Origin of the sequence: Geomicrobium sediminis, from assembly GCF_016908595.1 — a bacterium.
In the GTDB taxonomy this organism is placed as follows: domain Bacteria; phylum Bacillota; class Bacilli; order Bacillales; family Marinococcaceae; genus Geomicrobium_A; species Geomicrobium_A sediminis.
The window spans coordinates 209,706-230,347 of record NZ_JAFBEC010000008.1; the positions used below are offsets into that span (position 1 = coordinate 209,706).

General features: G+C 42.2%; 22 protein-coding genes. 2 read left to right on the forward strand and 20 right to left on the reverse strand.

The features are described 5' to 3' along the window. Positions 1-41: 41 nt before the first annotated feature. The 9 genes from dtd to JOD17_RS14685 form a co-directional block, all read right to left on the reverse strand. Positions 42-485: a D-aminoacyl-tRNA deacylase gene (gene dtd / locus JOD17_RS14645; protein ID WP_204698643.1), complete on the reverse strand. Its 444-nt coding sequence runs from the start codon at positions 483-485 to the stop codon at positions 42-44. A gap of 11 nt (positions 486-496) precedes the next feature. Next, the gene (locus JOD17_RS14650) at positions 497-2,692 is read right to left on the reverse strand and encodes a RelA/SpoT family protein (RefSeq protein WP_238554230.1); all 2,196 of its coding nucleotides are present in this window, start codon (positions 2,690-2,692) and stop codon (positions 497-499) included. 122 nt (positions 2,693-2,814) lie between these two features. Next, positions 2,815-3,330, reverse strand: coding sequence for an adenine phosphoribosyltransferase (locus tag JOD17_RS14655; RefSeq protein ID WP_042359438.1), 516 nt, complete (start codon positions 3,328-3,330; stop codon positions 2,815-2,817). Then, positions 3,308-5,662, reverse strand: a complete 2,355-nt coding sequence (recJ, locus tag JOD17_RS14660) for a single-stranded-DNA-specific exonuclease RecJ (RefSeq protein WP_204698644.1) — start codon at positions 5,660-5,662, stop codon at positions 3,308-3,310. The genes JOD17_RS14655 and recJ overlap by 23 nt, the downstream gene beginning before the upstream one ends. A 67-nt stretch (positions 5,663-5,729) precedes the next feature. Continuing rightward, positions 5,730-6,041 carry a LapA family protein gene (locus JOD17_RS14665; protein WP_204698645.1) on the reverse strand — a complete coding sequence of 104 codons (312 nt, stop codon included), beginning with the start codon at positions 6,039-6,041 and terminating at the stop codon, positions 5,730-5,732. Further along, positions 6,038-6,964: a cation diffusion facilitator family transporter gene (locus JOD17_RS14670; RefSeq protein ID WP_204698647.1), complete on the reverse strand. Its 927-nt coding sequence runs from the start codon at positions 6,962-6,964 to the stop codon at positions 6,038-6,040. The genes JOD17_RS14665 and JOD17_RS14670 overlap by 4 nt, the downstream gene beginning before the upstream one ends. A 70-nt stretch (positions 6,965-7,034) precedes the next feature. Then, a complete protein-coding gene (gene secF, locus JOD17_RS14675) occupies positions 7,035-7,964 on the reverse strand; it encodes a protein translocase subunit SecF (RefSeq protein ID WP_338028807.1) in 930 nt (309 codons plus the stop codon). Further along, positions 7,954-9,246 carry a protein translocase subunit SecD gene (gene secD / locus JOD17_RS14680; RefSeq protein WP_204698649.1) on the reverse strand — a complete coding sequence of 431 codons (1,293 nt, stop codon included), beginning with the start codon at positions 9,244-9,246 and terminating at the stop codon, positions 7,954-7,956. Before secD ends, secF begins: the two co-directional genes overlap by 11 nt. Positions 9,247-9,350: 104 nt before the next feature. After that, positions 9,351-9,659 (reverse strand): post-transcriptional regulator, encoded by a 309-nt coding sequence (locus tag JOD17_RS14685; RefSeq protein ID WP_042359436.1) that lies wholly within the window; start codon positions 9,657-9,659, stop codon positions 9,351-9,353. Positions 9,660-9,771: 112 nt separating this feature from the next. Between JOD17_RS14685 and spoVB the strand changes: the two genes are divergently transcribed. Next, on the forward strand, positions 9,772-11,325 hold the full coding sequence (spoVB, locus tag JOD17_RS14690; RefSeq protein WP_204698651.1) for a stage V sporulation protein B: 1,554 nt from the start codon (positions 9,772-9,774) through the stop codon (positions 11,323-11,325). A 40-nt stretch (positions 11,326-11,365) separates the two neighbouring features. Here the strand turns inward: spoVB and JOD17_RS14695 are convergent, their stop codons facing one another. Beyond that, positions 11,366-12,007 (reverse strand): DUF421 domain-containing protein, encoded by a 642-nt coding sequence (locus tag JOD17_RS14695; protein ID WP_204698653.1) that lies wholly within the window; start codon positions 12,005-12,007, stop codon positions 11,366-11,368. 151 nt (positions 12,008-12,158) lie between these two features. Between JOD17_RS14695 and JOD17_RS14700 the strand changes: the two genes are divergently transcribed. After that, positions 12,159-12,536 (forward strand): TIGR04086 family membrane protein, encoded by a 378-nt coding sequence (locus JOD17_RS14700; RefSeq protein WP_204698655.1) that lies wholly within the window; start codon positions 12,159-12,161, stop codon positions 12,534-12,536. Between the two features lie 48 nt (positions 12,537-12,584). On the opposite strand, the gene yajC is transcribed toward JOD17_RS14700, so the two are convergent. The 10 genes from yajC to pheA all read right to left on the reverse strand — a co-directional run bounded on the left by yajC (position 12,585) and on the right by pheA (position 20,618). Then, positions 12,585-12,845, reverse strand: coding sequence for a preprotein translocase subunit YajC (yajC, locus tag JOD17_RS14705; protein ID WP_042359433.1), 261 nt, complete (start codon positions 12,843-12,845; stop codon positions 12,585-12,587). Positions 12,846-12,924: 79 nt separating this feature from the next. After that, positions 12,925-14,064, reverse strand: a complete 1,140-nt coding sequence (gene tgt, locus JOD17_RS14710; protein ID WP_204698657.1) for a tRNA guanosine(34) transglycosylase Tgt — start codon at positions 14,062-14,064, stop codon at positions 12,925-12,927. Then, positions 14,064-15,104: a tRNA preQ1(34) S-adenosylmethionine ribosyltransferase-isomerase QueA gene (queA, locus tag JOD17_RS14715; protein WP_204698659.1), complete on the reverse strand. Its 1,041-nt coding sequence runs from the start codon at positions 15,102-15,104 to the stop codon at positions 14,064-14,066. Before queA ends, tgt begins: the two co-directional genes overlap by 1 nt. Positions 15,105-15,125: 21 nt before the next feature. After that, complete coding sequence (locus tag JOD17_RS14720; protein ID WP_042413361.1) at positions 15,126-15,344, reverse strand: DUF2905 domain-containing protein; 219 nt, start codon at positions 15,342-15,344, stop codon at positions 15,126-15,128. Between the two features lie 3 nt (positions 15,345-15,347). Then, positions 15,348-16,355, reverse strand: a complete 1,008-nt coding sequence (ruvB, locus tag JOD17_RS14725; protein ID WP_204698661.1) for a Holliday junction branch migration DNA helicase RuvB — start codon at positions 16,353-16,355, stop codon at positions 15,348-15,350. 14 nt (positions 16,356-16,369) lie between these two features. After that, positions 16,370-16,969: a Holliday junction branch migration protein RuvA gene (gene ruvA, locus JOD17_RS14730; protein ID WP_204698663.1), complete on the reverse strand. Its 600-nt coding sequence runs from the start codon at positions 16,967-16,969 to the stop codon at positions 16,370-16,372. A gap of 69 nt (positions 16,970-17,038) precedes the next feature. Further along, positions 17,039-17,761 (reverse strand): YebC/PmpR family DNA-binding transcriptional regulator, encoded by a 723-nt coding sequence (locus JOD17_RS14735; RefSeq protein WP_204698665.1) that lies wholly within the window; start codon positions 17,759-17,761, stop codon positions 17,039-17,041. A gap of 78 nt (positions 17,762-17,839) precedes the next feature. Next, a complete protein-coding gene (locus JOD17_RS14740) occupies positions 17,840-18,655 on the reverse strand; it encodes a YhcN/YlaJ family sporulation lipoprotein (protein ID WP_204698667.1) in 816 nt (271 codons plus the stop codon). An 81-nt stretch (positions 18,656-18,736) separates the two neighbouring features. After that, the gene (gene safA / locus JOD17_RS21570) at positions 18,737-19,654 is read right to left on the reverse strand and encodes a SafA/ExsA family spore coat assembly protein (protein ID WP_204698669.1); all 918 of its coding nucleotides are present in this window, start codon (positions 19,652-19,654) and stop codon (positions 18,737-18,739) included. A 91-nt stretch (positions 19,655-19,745) separates the two neighbouring features. Next, positions 19,746-20,618 carry a prephenate dehydratase gene (gene pheA, locus JOD17_RS14750; RefSeq protein WP_420827943.1) on the reverse strand — a complete coding sequence of 291 codons (873 nt, stop codon included), beginning with the start codon at positions 20,616-20,618 and terminating at the stop codon, positions 19,746-19,748. Between the last annotated feature and the right edge of the window lie 24 nt (positions 20,619-20,642).

Below are 20,642 nucleotides of genomic sequence, written 5' to 3' on the forward strand. Positions count from 1 at the left end.
ATAAATATCTATCTCCACATTGTCAACTATCTTCACAAACTTTATTGCGGAGACTCAAGCATTAGCGTCACTGGACCATCGTTCGTTAACGAGACGTCCATCATCGCACCGAACACACCCGTTTCAACGTTAACGCCTCGGCTTCTAATCGCTTCGTTAAATTGCTCGTAAAGATCATTTGCAAAATCAGGCTTTGCAGCATTTATAAAACTTGGCCTTCTGCCTTTTTTCGCATCGCCATACAACGTGAACTGGGAGACAGATAAAACACTTCCACCTACATCAAGTAAGGAATGGTTCATCTTCCCTTCATCATCTTCAAACAAACGTAAGTGAACGATCTTCTCGGCTAACCATTCGATATCTTTCGCCGTATCTTCGTGTGTAACGCCAACGAGTAATACGTATCCATAATCGATTTGCCCTACCGTTTCTTCAGCAACGACGACTTGAGCCTTTTTGCTACGTTGTAGTAATACTCTCATGGTCGACTCCTTTATTGCATGACTCTTCGAACAGAGTATACATCTGGCAATTTTTTAATCTTATCTACGACTTTATATAAATGATCAATGTTGTTAATTGCAATCGTCATATCAATGGTCGCCATTTTGTTTTTGTCTGAGCGTCCATTAACAGCATGAATGTTCGTTCTAGACTCTGCAACGACATTTAACACTTCATTCAACAAACCACGACGGTCATACCCTGTTACTTCGATGTCAACGTTGTAATTCTTTACTTTCTGGTCGTCTTCATCCCATTCAACAGAAACAACACGACTGCGATCATCACCTAAACCTGTGATATTCGGACAATCTGTACGATGAATCGACACACCTCGTCCTTTCGTAATAAACCCGATAATGTCATCCCCTGGTACAGGGTTACAACATCGAGATAAACGAATGAGCAAATTATCAACGCCTCTTACTTTTACACCTGTACCTGAGCGTCTCGTTCTTGTTGGCGTCTGTGGTGATATTTCTTTTACAGCATCGGACACTGTTTTCTTCTCTTGTTGCTCATTTTCTTGACGTTTTTTGTCAGTGAGACGTGTCACGACTTGTTTTGCGCTGATGCCATTGTATCCAACGGCCGCAAACATATCTTCTTCGCCAGAAAAACTAAATTTATCTGCTGTGGATTTGATGTTCTCATCAATGAGAATTTCTTTCGGGTTGAACTCTTGTGATTTCAACTCACGCTCAATTGCCTCACGGCCTTTTTGAACGTTCTCATCTCGGCGTTCTTTCTTAAAGAACTGCTTAATTTTGTTTTTGGCATGGGAACTTTGGGTGATCTTCTGCCAATCTTGGGAAGGTCCATATGAATGCTTTGATGTCAAAATATCAACAATATCGCCTGTTTTTAGTTGATGATCAAGCGGAACCATCTTGCTGTTCACTTTTGCACCGATCGTTCGGTTTCCGATTTCGGTGTGAATGCGATAAGCAAAATCAATCGGCACTGAACCTCGAGGTAATTCAATGACATCCCCTTTTGGTGTGAATACGAACACCATATCTGAGAAGAGGTCGATCTTAAGTGATTCCATAAACTCTTCTGCATCTGTTGTATCGTTTTGCCATTCGAGAATTTCTCTAAACCAACCGAGCTTGTCCAATGATTGCACACCGGTCGGTGTACCTTCTTTATACGCCCAATGTGCCGCTACCCCGTACTCTGCAATCTTGTGCATGTCTTCAGAGCGAATTTGCACTTCAAGTGGCTCGCCTTTTGGACCTATCACTGTCGTATGGAGTGATTGATACATGTTCGCTTTTGGCATTGCAATGTAGTCTTTAAAACGACCAGGCATTGGCTTCCATTGTGTATGAATAATTCCGAGCACTGCATAGCAATCTTTAATATTCTTAACGATAATTCGAACCGCTAACAAATCGTAAATCTCGTTGAATTGTTTTTTCTGAATCGTCATTTTTCGGTAAATGCTATAAATATGCTTCGGACGACCTGATATGTCTGCTTCCACATTTAACTCTTTCACATTAGAACGAATGTCTGTCATGACTTCATCAATATATTGTTCTCGTTGTGCACGCTTTTGCTTCATTAAATTAACGATGCGGTAATATTGTTGGGGATCTAAATAGCGAAGTGCTATATCTTCTAACTCCCATTTAATCGTGGAAATTCCAAGTCGATGTGCAAGCGGTGCAAAAATCTCAAGCGTCTCGTTAGAGATTCTGCGCTGCTTCTCTGCAGGTAGATGCTTAAGCGTTCGCATGTTGTGCAGACGATCTGCCAATTTAATGAGAATAACACGAATGTCTCTTGCCATCGCCACAACCATCTTACGGTGGTTCTCTGCTTGTTGCTCAGCTTTGGATTTGTACTTAATCTTCTTTAACTTTGTTACACCGTCAACGAGCATTTTCACTTCTTCACCGAAATGCTCTTCTAGCTGCTCTAGACTCGTCTCCGTATCTTCAACAACATCATGTAAAAAAGCACCAGCAATTGTTGCAGGCTCTAGCTTCAATTCAATTAAAATTCCAGCTACTTGTACAGGGTGATGAATGTACGGTTCGCCGGACTTCCGATACTGACCTTCGTGTTCTTTCTCTGCGTATAAATAAGCACGATGAATAAAATCTACGTGCTCTTGTGACATGTATTCTGCTGCCCGCTCTAATAACTGCTCGATCGTCATGGAATCACCTTTCATCAATCTCTCTACATCTCTATTTAATCTATTATCAATAAAAAATGATTGCCTGTAAAGTCCTTCGGCTTGCTCTTTTAGTTCCTTACAGAAAAAGAGTGCCTGTAATTAGGCACCCTACACGTTTATGAGTAACGAATTAACGAAAAGACGTCGTAATCTTTAATCTTAGCTCGGCTATCAATATACTGAAGCTCGATTAAAAACGCACATCCAACAACAACGCCGCCAAGCTTCTCAACGAGCTTGATCGTCGCTTCAATCGTACCACCTGTTGCAAGTAAATCGTCAGTAATAATCACACGATCGCCTTCTTTGATGCTGTCAGCGTGAATCGCAAGTGTGTCCTTACCATATTCAAGACCATAATCTTCTGTCACGACTTCACGTGGAAGCTTACCTGTTTTACGAACAGGCACGAAACTCTTCTCTAAAGAGTACGCAATTGGACATCCGACAACAAAACCACGTGCTTCAGGACCAACTACGATATCAACGTCTTTGGACTTTACGTATTCTGTCATCTCATCAATTGCCTTTTTGTAGGCAGGACCATTTTGCAAAAGTGGCGTAATATCCTTAAACTGAATGCCTTCTTTCGGGTAATTATCAATAATTTTAATGTGTGCTTTGTAATCCACTGCGTATTTCCTCGCTTTCAATTGGCTGCTCAACTAAAAAAGGATGAAAAAATGTTTTTAGTTGCTCAGTTGTTGACATTAACAACGTTGTTTCAACTTCAACTTTTTTACGATGACGCTCGTATATTGGAGCGTCGGTTAAGGCTTTTTTAGAAGGTGTGTCATTGAGCTCGACGCGTCCTCCACGCTTCGTAATAAACTGCAACTCTTCAAAAACGACAAGCATAAAGCGGACCGTATCGACAGACCATCCTTTATGACGAACAATTTGTTCGATCGTGCGATGAATATCAAGTGTACCTTCTTGTTTAATATACGCAAACAACCACTTAAATTGTTCACGCGTCGGAAGCGATGTAAAGTAAGCTTTCGTTTCGTCTTGCAACAACACGTATAGCGTATCCATCTGCTTTCCAAAATGACGGAAGACGTTCTCGAGCGAAGCTAGGTCCTTTGGTAAATCAATGAGCACAAAAGTTGTCACCGATTTAGAAACCCTTTCACTCTCACCATCGATGATTTGATGTTCTGCAATCCCTAAATTAGTAAGTGTTTGTTTCATTGCATCTTGGAATACGATGTAGCTCGTCTCATGATCAAAACGCTCAATCGTTTGAATCGGTTTCCCTCTCATATCAAACACTTGTGTTTCACGAACCTCAGCATCACGAATAATCAGTTGGGGTTTTACGTTTCCTCGCCACTCATTATTCTCTAGCTCACCAATGACTGAGATGAGGCTATCATCGCTAACAGCATCATTCATGTAACTTTTTCGAAAGCCGATACAATCAAGCGTTACACCATCACTTTCAAGAAGCATCTTTACGTGAGTTTGATCGCTGCCTATCGCTTTCTTTTGCGCGATCGCTGCGTTTCTAATAAGAACACTCGGCTTTGGATTTTTCACACCGAATGGAGCAAGTTGCTCAATTTCTTTAATTAAGCTCGTCGTCACGTCACTCATCTTTAATTCTAATTCTACAGGAGATGTTTTTATGAAATCTTCATCTGTCATCGTTTGTTTTACAGCTTCGTTTAAATGCGCTCGTAACAAATCAATGTTCGTATGATCAATCGTTAAACCCGCTGCCATCGGATGCCCACCAAAATGGGTGAACAACTCTCTGACCGTTGACAATGACTCATACAGATCAAAGCCTTCAATACTTCTAGCAGACCCTTTGCCAACACCTTCTGAATCAAGTGCAATCACGATGCTCGGTCGTTGGTACTTCTCGACCAATCGCGAAGCAACAATTCCGGTTACCCCAGAATTCCAATTCTCGTTTGCGACGACAATGGCATCTTGCTCGGTCAACTTCTCAGACATCGCAACCGCTTCTGTCGTGATCTCTTCAACGGTACGTTGTCGTTCGACGTTTAATTGTTCAATACGTTCTGCGAGATGATAGGCTTCTTCTTGATCCGTCGTAAGCAAGATCTGGCAAGCAGGATCTGCACTACTCATTCGTCCGGCAGCATTTAAACGCGGACCAAAGCCGAAACCAACATTCTCTGCTGTAAATGGTGGATCGCTAAGTCCACTCAACTCACAAAGTGCCTGCAAGCCTGGGCGATCAAGTCTTGATAATACCCTTAGTCCTCGTTTGGCAAAATAACGGTTTTCATCGATGAGTGGAACTAAGTCACTAATCGTACCTAATGATACGAGATCAAGACCGTCTTTAGGAACTTCACCTAAAAGTGCATGAGCCACTTTCATCACAACACCAACACCCGCAAGGTCACTAAACGGGTATACACAATCTTTTTGCTTTGGATTAATGACCGCAAATGCATTAGGTAGTTCTGGACCTACCTCGTGATGATCAGTAATGATTACATCTAATCCTAATTCGTTCGCATATGCGACTGTATCAACCGCAGCAATTCCCGTATCTACAGTAATGAGTAGTGTTGCACCTTCATCGTACAATTTATTAAAGGCATTCCGGTTCGGACCGTAACCTTCAGTAAACCGATTCGGAATGTACCAATCATATTTCGCACCTAGCTTAGAAAGGGTCTCAAGCATTAGCGCTGTGCTTGAAACACCGTCAACATCATAATCGCCAAAAACGACAATTTTTTCTTGATCAATAATCGCTTGATGAATACGATCAACGGCTTCTTTCATCCCTTTCATAAGAAAAGGATCGTGCATACGATCCTCATTCATATGTAAAAAAGCTTCCGCTTTTTCTTTTGTATCACATCCACGATTGATCAGGAGGTGGGCGGTTAAGCGCGATACCTCTAGTTGTGTAGCTAACACTTGGGCAGATTCCGATTCAGTTTTCAGTTCCCACTTTGTTGTTGGTTGTAACATCGGTAGCGACCTCCTCACCTGACCGTAACTATTATACAGAAGAGACAGCGGAACGACAATGAACTTTTCATGTCGTTTCGTTTTCTTGATTTTCGTCGTTATTATCAACGGGATCTGGATGATCGCTTACTTGTCGGCCTTCTTGTTGATTTTTCTTTAGACGTTTTATTTCTTGTTGGAGTTTGTACACCTTAAGTAGTCCAACCGCCCCAACAATAACACCGCCCATTAATACCGAGCCTAGAATAATTAAGATCAGTGGCACTTGAGCTGTTGTAAACATAAAGTCTACCGTTACAGAATCTACATTGATCACTGCAAAGATTGAAATGATTAATGCCGCAACTAACCCTAAGATTAATGTCCATTGCCCTCTCATTGTTCGTTCACTCCAGTCTCATCTTCCACTTCATCTAATGGATTTACATGAACGAGTACGTTGCGCACACGTTCTTCTTCCATAAGCACTGCCTTGACATTCTTAGCAATGTCATGACCTTCACGTACAGAAATTGTCGGATCTACTCCTATTTTAATATCTACAATTACGTAATGTCCATGCTCTCTTGCATGAAACTCATCAATATGATACACACCTACTACTTTTCGTACATTTTGCTTCATCTCTACCGTATCCTCATCATGCAAAACGTGATCAAGCGCATTGTGAACAGCATCTTTTCCGAGTTTAAATGCCATCACCATAACGAGTACAGCAACGAGAATTCCTGCAAACATGTCACCGTACATCAACCACGCAATGCCAAAGTGGGCACCGAGTAACGAAGCAATAATCCCGGCCATTGCTGCGATTGAAGAATAGGCATCTGAGCGGTGATGCCATGCATCCGTAATGATCGCTTCGCTATTGTACTTTCTCCCCAAATGAAGCTTATAACGAAACAAAAGCTCCTTAATGATGATGGAAATGATGATCACATATAGCGCGATCATTTGTGGAACTGGGTTTTCTGAACCGATGTCCCCGAACGTACTCATCGCAATTTCTAAACCGACCATAAATAGTAACACACTCACGATGATGGCTGTAATCGATTCGGCTTTGCCGTGTCCATATGGATGATCTTTATCTGGAGGTAACTCTGCTGCTCGCACACCAATTAAAACGGCAAAGGACGTCACCACATCGGCTGCTGAATGGACAGCATCAGCAATCAATGCTCGACTGTTTGCAAAAACCCCAACAATGCCTTTGACGAGTGCTAAGACGATATTAATAACAATCCCTAACCAAGCAGCAAAATTTATTTTTTTGTAGCGCTCCTTTGTGGCTGTATCCACGTCTTCCCCCACTCCCTTCTCATAGATATGGACGGTAAAGATACCCCTTCATCTTGAAGGGGTATCTGACTTAGTATTCTTCGGCCTCTACAGGTTTATTCTTTTGTCTTTCAAGAGAACGATGTTTCATAACGAGCCAAAGTTGAGCTGCAAGGAACAATGAAGAATACGTTCCGGCAATCAGACCAATAACGATCGCAAAAGCAAACGACATAATCGCTGAACTACCGAGTAACCAAATCGCAACCGCTGCGAACAAAACGGTTAATACCGTATTAATCGAGCGCGTTAACGTTTGAAGTAAACTATCGTTTACTACTTTTGCAAGATGATCAAACCCTTTGATTTCATCTTGTTTCTTCATATTCTCTCTTATTCGGTCAAATGTTACGATCGTATCATTGATCGAATAACCAACAACGGTTAATATGGCTGCAATAAATGGAATGTTTACTTCTAGTTGAAAGATGCTAAACATCGTCAAGACGAAAAACGCATCATATAAAAGCGCAACCACGGCTGCAACACCATATAAAAATTCAAATCGAAATGCAACATAAATGACGATTCCAAACGCCGCTATAAGCGTTGCGATGATCGCATTTTGTGCAAGTTCTCGACCGATTTGTGGTGAAACCGTACTTACACTTGGTTCTTCACCAAATTCATCAATAAAGTAGCTTTGAATGGCCGTTACATCTTCTTGAGGCATCGCACCAATAAACCGTGCGGATGCTTGTTCATTATTATCACCGGCAAGTGTAATATCATCAGGCTCATAGCCCCCGGCCTGTATAAAGTGATCTGCAACTTCTTCTTCTGTTAACGTCTCACTTGAAGCAACATCTACACGAGTACCACTTTCAAAGTCAATCCCTAAGTTAAGACCTACCGTTGAAAGTAAAATAGCTCCGATTAATACAATGATAATGGAAAGACCAAAATACTTCTTTCGATGTTTAATAAGGTCAATGTTCTTATTCGCCATATTAAAGTCCACGAACATCACGTCCCTTCACACCGAATAGCCAATACTTACGATTTAACGCACGACTATTGACCCATAATCCAAGTAAGAGTCTCGCACCCCAGACCGCTGTAATAAAGCTTGTTAGAATACTAACAATTAACATGACCGCAAATCCCTGTACTGCGCTTGTTCCGAAATAGAACATCACTGCTGCGGCAATGATTGTCGTAATGTTGGCGTCAATAATCGTTCCTAAAGCTCTACGACTTCCTGCAATGTATGCAGATTTCACTGATTTCCCGTCTTTCAATTCTTCCTTAATCCGCTCATACGTTAATATGTTTGCATCGACTGCCATACCGACACCAAGTATGAGTGCAGCAATACCAGGTAACGTAAGTACACCTTGGATCGCATTAAAGAAAATCATAACGAGGTAAATATAAACGGAAAGCGTAATCGCCGCAATGATACCCATAAATCGGTAGTAACCGATCATATAAAGAAAGATCAAGGCCACACCTATCATACCGGCAAACAATGTTTGTTGTAATGCTTGCTCACCAAGTGATGCCCCAACTGCATTCGAGTACACTTCTTCAAGAGAAACCGGCAATGAGCCTGCATTCAAAATATCTGCTAGAAATTCTGTTTCTTCAAGTGTAAAGTTTCCCGTAATACTTGCATCTGTCGTTAACGTTTGTTGTACCGTCGCTGCTGACATAAATGCCGGATCTTCTTTTTGCGCTTCCTCTTCAAAGCTCATGCCTTCTTCATAATCAAGCCAAATAACGAGTAAGTTTTCTGGATATGATTTTTGAGCAAGTTCCGTTGTAATCTCTCCGAACAATTCTCCATCACTAATTGTTAATGAGACAATCGGCTCATTGTTCTCATTAAATGTTGCTTGTGATCCCCCTTGTTGAAGCGACTCCCCTGTCATTAATAAGTTGTCATCAATATCACGGAATGATAATTCAGCTTCAGTACCAAGTGTTTCTCGAGCTGTTTGTTGATCTTCAACGCCTGGGAGTTGAACACGTATTCTGTCTTCTCCCTCAACAGATATCGCAGGTTCAGATACACCCAGTACGTTAACACGTTGATTCAAAGCGGTTGCGGTTGATTGGATGTCTTCTTGTGTCAACTCTCCATCATCAGGCTGAAGCTCGTACAACACTTCAAAACCGCCTTGTAAATCTAATCCTAAATTTGTATCTCTCGCTACATCAGTCGCTGTTTGTGCGATGAGTACGCCAAGAGCAATGACAATGGCGAAAAACGCACCAATTCTCAGCCCTTTTTTACCCATAAGAGGTCCTCCTTAGTGAACAAAACAATCACGTTCTGATATGTAAAACATATACAGTTGATTTGGCACAATATCTCTATTATACGGACGTAGAAAATTGAGTGTCAATGACGTAGTACATCATCGAGTAAACTTTCTAAATCATTACGACCCGAATCCATCCCGTCCATCTCGCCTCGATAAGCTGAAATCGTAACATGATTCATATAATCTGTCACTGACAACCGCATAAACGAATTAACAAATTGATAAAACGGAACGAACTCCGGTTGTTTTCGAAGTTTCTGGATTCCTGCTTGCCAAACGAGTTCTTTTGTCGCTTCTTCGTAACCTAGTAATTGAAATTCATCTACTTTCAAAATTAAAACAGGCTCTAAATCATCTTTCCACACGTCAAACTGTTGCGGATTCACTTCACTTCACCTCTTTTGTGATCAGGTTCATCAACTAGTCATGCTTGGACAACTTCGGCATACATATGTAAAACGGACAACCCTTAAATGTCTAACATCGAGGAGGGCGGCTATGTCCAAGCAATCGTTTTTTGCAGGCGCGTTAATCTTAATTATCGCCGGGTTGGTAACACGAATACTCGGTTTCGTAAATAAGATTGTTGTTGCTAGAATCATGGGCTCTGAAGGAATGGGTTTGTATATGATGGCGATTCCGACATTTTTACTCGTCATCACCTTAACACAACTCGGTTTACCCGTAGCAATCTCAAAATTAATTGCTGAAGCCGACGCGAATGGCGATCGAATGCGAAAAAAACGCATTCTCGTCGTGTCACTCACAGTAACCGGTATACTAAGTGTAATCTTCACCCTACTCATTATCGTGATTGCACCATTTCTCGCTGAATGGATGTTAACCGACGCAAGAGCACTATACCCGCTCCTTGCCATCATTCCAATTGTACCAATCGTGGCATTATCTGCCGTTGTTCGTGGCTATTTCCAAGGCATGCAAAACATGCGTCCGATTGCAATCGCACAAGTGATTGAACAAGTTGTACGTATCGCATTTGTAGCCATTTGTACGAGTGCTTTACTGCCATACGGCGTTGAATTTGCGGCCGCAGGTGCAATGATTTCTGCTGTACTCGGGGAACTCGCCTCTTTACTTTACATCATTTACGTATTTAAACGGAAAAAAACGTTAAAAGTTCGCAAAAACTTTATGAGCGCCCTCGAAGGCGGGAAACAAACATTTAAAGACTTAATGGAGATTGCCTTGCCAACGACTGGCAGTCGACTCGTAGGAAGTGTCTCCCTATTCCTTGAGCCAATCGTTGTCGCACAAAGCTTAGCTGTTGCAGGCGTTGCGACGGTGCTTGCTACGAGCCAATACGGTGAATTGAGTGGCTTTGTCGTACCGCTCCTATTCTTACCTTCATTTATCACATATGGCTTATCAGTCTCACTCGTACCTGCCATTAGTGAAGCACACAGCAAAAATGACCACACCCTCATACAGAGGCGACTTCAACAGACAACAAAAGTGGCTTTATTGTCCGGTGGGATCTCAATCGTTGTGCTGTATGTATTTGCAGTCCCGATTTTAACGCTCATGTATCATGCACCCCAAGCTGCAATCTATTTAAAACTAATGGCTCCATTTTGTATATTTTTATACTTTCAAGGGCCGTTGCAAGCAATTTTGCAAGCACTCAACCTTGCCAAATCCGCGATGTACAACAGTTTGATTGGCGCTGTCGTAAAAATTACAGCGATTGCTTTTCTAGCTTCTCGTCCTGAGCTTGGAATGATGGGCGTTGCCCTTGCCATCTGTTGTAGTATGGTGCTCGTAACTTTGCTTCATTTCATAAGTGTCTCACGAGCTGTCGGATTTACGATTCGCATTAAAGATTGGGTGAATACCGCCATCGTCACCCTCCTCACCGTTGGCGCTGCCACGATGAGCTTTAAAACGTTTGTTACAGCAGACCATATGCTTTCAGGTACACTTTTAAGCATTGTCATTTCACTTTTTGTCTACATGATCGGACTATTTATCTTTCGATTGCTTCATTTCAAGAATATCAGTCGTTTGCCGATACTTCAATCACTGTTTCGTTAGGATAAAAGGCCTCCATTTAACCTGGAGGCTTTTCTATGACTCAGTGCTTCTCATCGATAATCAAGTGACCATTTCGACTTCCTGAACAAACAGCAATTTTTTTGAGATCGGTATACCCTCGCTTCATAAGCTCTTTCACTAACCAATCCCGACTTTTCCCGATATGGTTTAAATGTTTCTTTTGAACTTCACCATCAATAATGAAAGGAAAGGGAAACACGACATCTCCTGCAGTCGTTTCAATTTCAATCACCGACAAATCACCGGAAGGCTCAAGTACCGCATATGCCACTCTAGAAAAGTCCGTAATATCGTGTTGCCTTAACTGTAGCAACAAGTCATCAAAGTTGTACCGCTGTTTACGCATTTCCGTTTCATTCACTTTGCCGTTTTCAATAATTAATGAAGGTACCCCGTCTAATAGATCCCTCATCCGATTACTTTTCAACGATACGTACGCTAATATAATTTGTGTACATGCTAACACAACGATCGGAAACGTACCAATTATAATATTGCGCTCTTCAATTCCTTTAACTGCAAATTCTGCAATCATAATGGAAACAATAAAATCAAGAAGTGTTAGCTCACCGACTTCGCGCTTTCCCATCACACGAATCGCTATTAACAAAAAGAAATAATAAAAAAGCACACGCCAAAAAATTGAGAACAACTCTTCCAATGTATTCGCTCCTCGTAACTCATTAACGAGTAGTATTCCTCAACTGTTGTAAGCTCATGTAACTTTTTCTTCTATCAAAGCAACTTCTGCATATGTTTAAGTAGACGAACACGGTCAAGCGTTGACAACTTCAATTTAGAGGAGGAACAGTATGGATCACACTTTTACGAGAGCAATTGGTGGTTCATTGCTAACGATGCTCTGTCTCGTATTAGCTAGCAGTTTAATCTTAGCAACAATTTTACGGTTAAGTTCAATATCTGAGCACTCGATCGGCGGGGTTACGATGGCAATTACGCTGATCATCACGTTTATTGGTGGCATGGTCGCTGCAATGAAAGCAGGGGCTAAAGGGTGGTTATTCGGCTTACTAGCTGGTGCGATGTTTGTCATCTTAGCGATTACAATTCAATACCTTGGATATGGCAATGCGATTATGCTTTCTCAACTTTTATTGTTTTCATTATGTCTTGTCACTGCGATGGTTGGAGGCATGATTGGTGTTGGTATTCGTTCTTCAATACGTTAAAAGAGACGCAAAAACCCGAAGCAGTGAGTAACTGCTTCGGGTTTTTAATTAGTTTTGGTTAACTACTTCACGTACTGCTGAACGATCATATGTTAGCTTACGATTATCGTTAACTAGCAAAACAATTTTCTCTTCATCAATTGCATCAATTGTTCCATGCAATCCGCCGATTGTGATGATGTCATCGCCTTTTTGCAAGTTCGAATGCATCTCACGTACCTGCTTCTGACGCTTTTGCTGCGGACGAATGAGCAGGAAATAGACGATTGCAAACATCAGAACGAGCATAATAATAGGTTCTAATGCCATCTATGTTCACTCCTTTCCTTATTGTACATGTACCACTTTTTGCTTTTCATGTACAATATTTTAAACTGCAAACCCTCATTTAGAAGTTCTTTGCATCTGGACGATTAAAACCATATTGCTCAAAAAACTCTTCTTTGAAATCAAGAAGACGGTCCTCTTTAATCGCCTCACGAACGTTCACCATTAAGTTTAGCAGGAAATACAAGTTATGGTAAGAGGTTAAACGAAAACCGAACGCTTCTTTGCTCTTAACTAAATGACGAATGTATGCTCTTGAATAATTTTTACACGCATAGCAATCACATTTCTCATCAATTGGACGGAAATCGCGAGCAAATTCAGCATTACGAATGACTTTACGACCTTCAGAAGTCATACACGTCCCGTTACGACCAATTCTTGTTGGCAATACACAATCAAACATATCCACACCACGAATCGCACCGTCAATAAGGGCGTCCGCGGAACCGACTCCCATCAAGTACCTTGGCTTGTTGTCAGGTAAATGCGGCATCGTTTCTTCAAGCACTTTGTTCATGACATGTTTCGGCTCCCCTACGGATAAACCACCGATCGCATAGCCTGGGAAATCCATTGATACGAGATCCTCAGCGCTTTGACGTCTCAAGTCTTTATACTCCCCACCTTGAACAATACCAAACAACCCTTGAGTCGTATTGCCTTCATGTTCACGGAGACAACGCTCTGCCCAACGACTCGTACGTTCTACGCTATCTTTCATATACTTGTACTCAGCAGGATATGGAGGGCATTCATCAAATGCCATCATAATGTCAGACCCTAATGCATGTTGAATTTGCATCGCTTTCTCAGGTGATAGGAAAAGCTTCTCTCCGCTAATATGATTGCGAAAACGTACACCTTCTTCGTCAATGTCGCGGAGTTTACTCAAACTAAACACTTGAAATCCACCAGAATCGGTTAAGATTGGACGATCCCAATTCATAAATGAGTGCAATCCGCCAGCTTCGCGAATCAAATCTTCTCCAGGACGTAACCATAAATGGTATGTGTTTGAAAGAATGATTTGTGCATCCATCTCTTTTAGCTCGTCAGGACTCATCATTTTTACGGTTGCGAGTGTCCCGACTGGCATAAACATTGGCGTATCAAAGCTTCCGTGAGGCGTATGCACTTTTCCAAGCCTAGCCCCAGACTGCTTGCATGTCTTAATATGTTCATAATACACGGCTGTCATTAGTTGTTGATTCCTTTCTTCATAACCATCGCATCGCCAAAACTAAAGAAGCGGTAGCGCTTTGCTATGGCTTCTTTATACGCATTCATAATGTGCTCTCGACTAGAAAAGGCACTAACGAGCATCATTAATGTTGATTTTGGCAAATGGAAATTCGTAATCAATCCATCAATCGCTTTCCATTCGTAACCTGGAAAAATGAAAATATCTGTCCAGCCAGAACATGCTGTAAAAACTTCATGTTCATTAACGATCGTCTCAAGAGTTCTCGCTGAAGTCGTTCCACAAGCAACGATTGAACGTCCAGCTGATTTCGCTTCATTCAAAACCGTCGCTGTTGCATCATTCATCTCGTAAAACTCCGCATGCATGTCATGCTCTTCAATCATGTCTACACTTACCGGACGAAACGTCCCAAGGCCAACGTGGAGCGTAATATAACAGATGTTCACACCTCGGTCTTTTAACTCGCCCAGCAGTTGTTCGGTAAAGTGCAAACCTGCAGTTGGTGCTGCTGCTGCACCTGAACGCTTAGCAAATACCGTCTGATAACGATCTTGTTCATCCAAGCGCTCCGTAATATATGGAGGTAGTGGCATTTCTCCTAAGCTTTCAAGCACTTCAAGAAAGACGCCTTCGTAAGAAAACGACAACTTCCGTCCTCCATGAGCAAGAATCTCCGTACACGTTGCTTTTAATCTGCCATCTCCAAATGAAATGGTCGTACCAACTTTAACGCGTTTGGCAGGCTTTACGAGTGCTTCCCACGTATCATTTCCTTCATCTTTCAAAAGCAAGCACTCAATGTTTGCGCCTCCTTGTTCTTTCGTACCGAAAACGCGTGCCGGGATCACTTTCGTATCGTTCAGTACGAGACAATCTCCAGGCTCAAATAAAGATACAATATGCTGGAACGTTTCATGTCGTACACTACCGTCATCAGCATCTAGCATTAATAATTTTGATGTATCTCGTTGTTCTAAAGGAGTTTGAGCAATCAACTCCTCAGGTAAATCAAAATCAAAGTCTTTTACTTTCATCGTGGTCACTCCTGCATCTAATTAACGAAAACGCCCGATTAAAAATAGCACCAATGATAAAACAACACTAATGATAATCGACGTCACAATCGGAAAATACACCGTCGTATTCTCGCCGCGAAAAATAAAATCACCAGGCAGTTTACCTAACGGCAAAAACTTCCCGCCAACTTGCCATAACAAACCGATCGCAATGAGTGTAACACCTATAATTACGAGCCATTTTGGAAACTCTGCCAACGTTTAGACATCTCCCTTATCGAAATTAAAGTGTTCATACGCTAGCGGCGTCACGAGTCTTCCTCTCGGTGTACGTTGCAAAAAGCCGATCTGTAACAGATAAGGCTCATAAACGTCTTCAATTGTTTCTGATTCCTCTCCAACCATCGCTGCCATCGTCTCGAGCCCAACTGGACCACCTTTGAACTTCTGAACGATCATTGAAAGTAAGCGCACGTCATTAGGATCAAGCCCTAGCGGATCGACTTGTAGTTGCTCTAACGCCTTTTCCGTCGCTTCATAGCCGACTGCCGTTCCACTGTCTGACACTTGCGCGAAGTCTCTAACGCGTCGTAACAGTCGATTTGCAATTCGCGGTGTGGCACGAGAACGTCTTGCAATTTCGAGTGCTGCTTGTTCTTTCATTTCTAAAGAAAGCAACTTACTACTACGTATTACAATCGACGCTAGTTCCTCAAGAGAATAATATTCAAGCCGACTCAACACACCAAAACGATCGCGTAACGGTGCGCTCAACATGCCAGCCCTCGTCGTTGCTCCAACGAGTGTAAACGGAGGAAGGTCCAATCGCATCGACTTCGCCTCTGTTCCTTTGCCAATCACAATATCCAAACAAAAGTCTTCCATCGCAGGGTATAACACTTCTTCAACTGAACGATTTAACCGATGGATTTCATCGATAAAAAGAACATCGCCTGGCTCGAGCGTCGTCAGAATCGCAGCCAAATCACCGGGTCGGTCGATTGCTGGTCCAGATGTCGTTCGAATATTAACGCCCATCTCGTGTGCAATAATTGTAGCAAGAGTCGTCTTTCCAAGACCTGGAGGACCATACAACAACACGTGATCTAAGCTTTCTTCACGAAGTTTGGCAGCTTGAATAAAGACTTGTAAATTCTTTTTCACTTGATCTTGCCCGATATAATCCGCAAAACTAAGCGGTCGAATCCCTTGGTCTAACTGTTCTTCTTCCTTCGTTAACGCTTCTTTTGAAATGACGCGGTCGTCCACTTAAATCCCCCCCTTTACCGTTCAACAAATAATCGAAGGGCTTGCCTTACGTATTCATCAGCAGTCAAATCGTTTCCTTGTAATGCCTTCTCTGCTTTCTTAATCTCACGCTCACCGTAACCGAGCGCTCGTAGAGCATCCATGGCTTCATCTAAGGCGTCGCTTTCTTTAGCAAACAACGGTCCAGTAGCCATCAATTGTTCTTCATCCATAACGAAGTCAAGCTTGCCTTTAAGATCAAGAATCATTTGTCTCGCCGTTTTCTTGCCAATTCCAGGGAACTTCGTCAACATCGTTTCATTCTCTTCTTCAATGGCTTGAATCACGACTTTGGAATTCCCCTCAGCAAGCACCGCTAAAGCCCCTTTCGGACCAATTCCTGACACTTGCAACAATCGACTAAAGAGCACGCGCTCTTCTCTCGACTTAAAGCCGAACAGCTTAATCGCATCTTGAATGATATGTGTATAAATAAATACGTTTACTGTTGCACTCTCGTTAATTTCATACGCAAATGGATTTGCACAGTAGACGTGATAACCGACACCATGAATGTCGACAGTGACAGACTCGTGGTCACGATAAACAATCGCCCCACTTAAACGTTCATACATGGATTGTCCCCTTTTCCATCGTTTCTCTTCAGTGTAGCATAACGCTCACTTCAATGGGAACACGTATTCTTAGGAAAGCTCAGCATTGTGATAAACGTTTTGAACATCGTCATTGTCTTCAAGTTTATCAATGAGCTTTACCATCGTTTCCTCTTGTTCTGGGTTAAGTTGAGTCGTGACTGTTGGGATCTTTGTGAGTTCAGAGGTCTCAATGGTATAACCTGCATCAACGAGTGCTTTTTTTACATCTTGAAGATCACCGTAAGCGGTTGTAATCAGCGCTGTATGTTCTTCAACTTCAAACTCTAATGCTCCTGCTTCAATCGCTTCTAGCATAAGCTCTTCTTCATCAAGATCGCCTAAATGGATAACAATTATGCCAGCATCTTCGAAAAGAAAAGATACCGATCCCGCTTCACCAAGGTTGCCCCCATTTCGTGAAAACGCGTAGCGTAAATCTGCCACCGTCCGGTTTCTGTTGTCCGTTAACACGTCAATGAAGATTGCTGCCCCTCCTGGTCCATACCCTTCGTACGTAATTTCTTCATACGTAACGCCATCTTGATTTCCTGCAGCTTTTTTAATAGTTCTTTCTATATTATCACTTGGTAAGTTTGCCTCTTTACCTTTTTGTATAGCAAGGCGAAGTCTTAGGTTGGTAGCAGGATCATCGCCACCTGCACGAACAGACGCAAAAATTTCTTTCGTAATTTTTGTAAATACTTTCGCTCGTTTTGAATCTTGAGCTTCTTTACGCCTTTTTATGTTGTTCCATTTAGAATGTCCAGCCATTGTCATTCCTCCCCAATATGTAAATATATCACGAATTAGTAAAGCGCAAAAGGACTGGAGTCCTTTTGCGCTTGTTGGTTAGCGACTACGTTCAAATGGGCGCTCGGCCATATTGCCAAGGTCACCAAGCATATCTTCAAAAGTCGCTCTTGTTTCATCGACCATTTCCCCACCAGCATTACGGATATCACGTGTGACGTTACGGACTTTCCCGAACATCTCATCATCATCGGTGACATACACGGTTTTGTTCGTATGATCTTCAACGGTATTTTTAATTTTCGCCTTCAGATCATCATCGATGTTACTTCCGCGAACTGCTATGACGACATGGTCTCCATCAACAACAACATGACTATCACCAATGCGATCCATGTTTTCTACTGCATGGTCAATCGTTCTTTCAAGGTCATGTTCAGTACTGTTGTTGTACTTTGTAGTGTGACCTTGATGGTGGTCATTGTTTAGCTGACCACGTTCATTTACCATACCAGGGTGATCCCCAGTTTCGCCATTATACTTTTGGAAACGTGCCTGATTGGCATCTCGTTCACCTTGCGTATAATGGTCTTTATCGACGACATCACGTGGATTACCATAAGCCCACGAACTTCCCATTCCGTCATTAACGTTATGAGTGCTATCATGGCGCTCTGTTCTTGTCGTGCGATCGTCAACCGTTAACATGTCAGTAATTGGTCCTTCCCCACGATCTCCACGATTTGCACGGGTCATCTCATAATCATGATCTGCTCCGCGGTAATCATTGACGTAATTCATGTCGTAATTTACTCGATCAGGAATTGGTTCTGCAGCGTTATTATTTCCACCACATCCGGCAAGTCCTGCAGCAAGCATTGTACAAGCTGTAATTGACAGTGCAAATTTTTTCATAAAAGAAAAATCCCCCCTCACACCTAGGATGTGATAAAGGGGGAATTGATACACCTGTTATAAAGAGGAAAGCTCTCCAACTTACTCTTTCTGTTCGTCATCCGGACTTGTTGGCTGATAGTAGTTTGGCGGATACATCGGTTGAGCATAATAACCATATGGATCAACCGGAGCATAACCCATATATGGAGACGTCATCTGCGCAATTGAACCTTCATGTCCTCGATGGTTCGGCACATCATATGAGCCTTGATATTGTAACTCATAAGGAAGGTTCTCATAACTATAGCCTTCTGCAAATGGATACGATTCATACCCGTGACCGTGATGCATCATCGGTGGTGCCATTTGCTGATAAGGCATCGCACCAGGATACATTGAAGGTGCACACGGATAACAATATTGCATTAAATGCGGCGGTACTGGTTGACCATAATTCATGTGTCCATAAGACGGATAAGACTCCATACAAGGATGTTGCATTGGCATCGGCTGAGGCTGAACGTGCATTTGCGGTTGAGGTTTCGGCATTGGCTTTTGCGGTTTCTCTTGTTCTTTCATGACCGGTTTTTTCTCAACTTTCTTCTCAACCTTTGCAGGAGCTGGCTTTGTCATTTTTGATGGCACAGGCTTTTTCGTTTCTTTTTGAGGAACTTTTTTCGGCTCAACTTTGTATTCTTTTTTTGGTACTTCCATCTTTGGCATTTTCATCGGCGGCGGCTTCACTGCAGGGGCTTCTTTCGCTTTTGGTTGCTCCTTTTTCGGAGCAGGCTGCTCTTTAACCGTGTAGTCTTTTGCAGGTTCTGCCTTTTTGGACTTTACCTGTACTTCTTTTTTAGCTTGAACGCCTTTTCCCGGAACTTTAATTTTCATTCCAGGCATTACCATATCAGGGTTTGCAATTTGCGTGTTTGCTGCTTTAAGTTCCTCAAAGTTCACATCATATTTCTTCGCTAAGTTCCATAACGTATCGCCTTTTTGCACAATATGAATTTTCACAATTAATGTCCCTCCCGTAACCCGTATGATCCGTTACCAATTGGTTCTTCCCATACAAGATATGCACGAGTTACGAGGAGTATTCGTTTCGTTAGAGCGAGCGTTCTTTTACTTGAACAAATAGTGATGGGTAAGTGCCGAGTACGCGAGTCTCACATCCGAGCGCTTTTAGTTCTTCTAAAGCACCTGGCAACAAAACTTCATCATACGCATGTTCCACATCAATAATAAAGAAATAGTTACCGAGTCCGGTTTTTGTTGGACGCGATTCAATTTTTGTTAAGTTTAGTTTACGCCAAGCAAATGCCGAAAGCACTTGATGCAATGCCCCAGAGAAATCTGAAGGTAATGTCACGACCACTTTCGTTTTGCTATGCTGTTCATTGGCTTTTAAGAAGCTTGGTGCCACATCATTAGGCGATACGAGAACAAATCGCGTGTGATTGTTCGTAAAGTCATGAATGTTTTCTTGTATTACTTTTAATCCATATTTTTCAGCTGCTAATTCATTTGCAATTGCAGCTATGTTCGTATGTTCATTCTCACTCACTTCTCTTGCCGCCTGAGCCGTTGAAGTTGCAAACTTTTGTTCAACCTCATCTAATTCTCCGGTAATAAATTCGTGGCATTGAGCAATGGCGTGTGGGTGCGAATAAACGGTATCAATGTCATGCAAGTCGTTTACGGATGGGTGAACAAGTAAATGTTGTGCAATTGGGATGGCCACTTCTCCAATGATCGGAAAATCGTGTTTATGAATTAAATAATCAAGCGATATGTTTACGGATCCTTCAATTGTATTTTCTAAAGGAACGACGGCTGCATCAACTTGGTTTTTTTCAAGTGCATGTAACGTACTCGGAATGTCTTTATAAGGCATACGCTTTGCATCTGGCAAAAACGCTCGGGCAGCAATTTCAGTAAACGTACCCGCTGGTCCTAAAAAAGCTACTTTATTCGTCACAAACTCCACTCCATCTCTTCTATT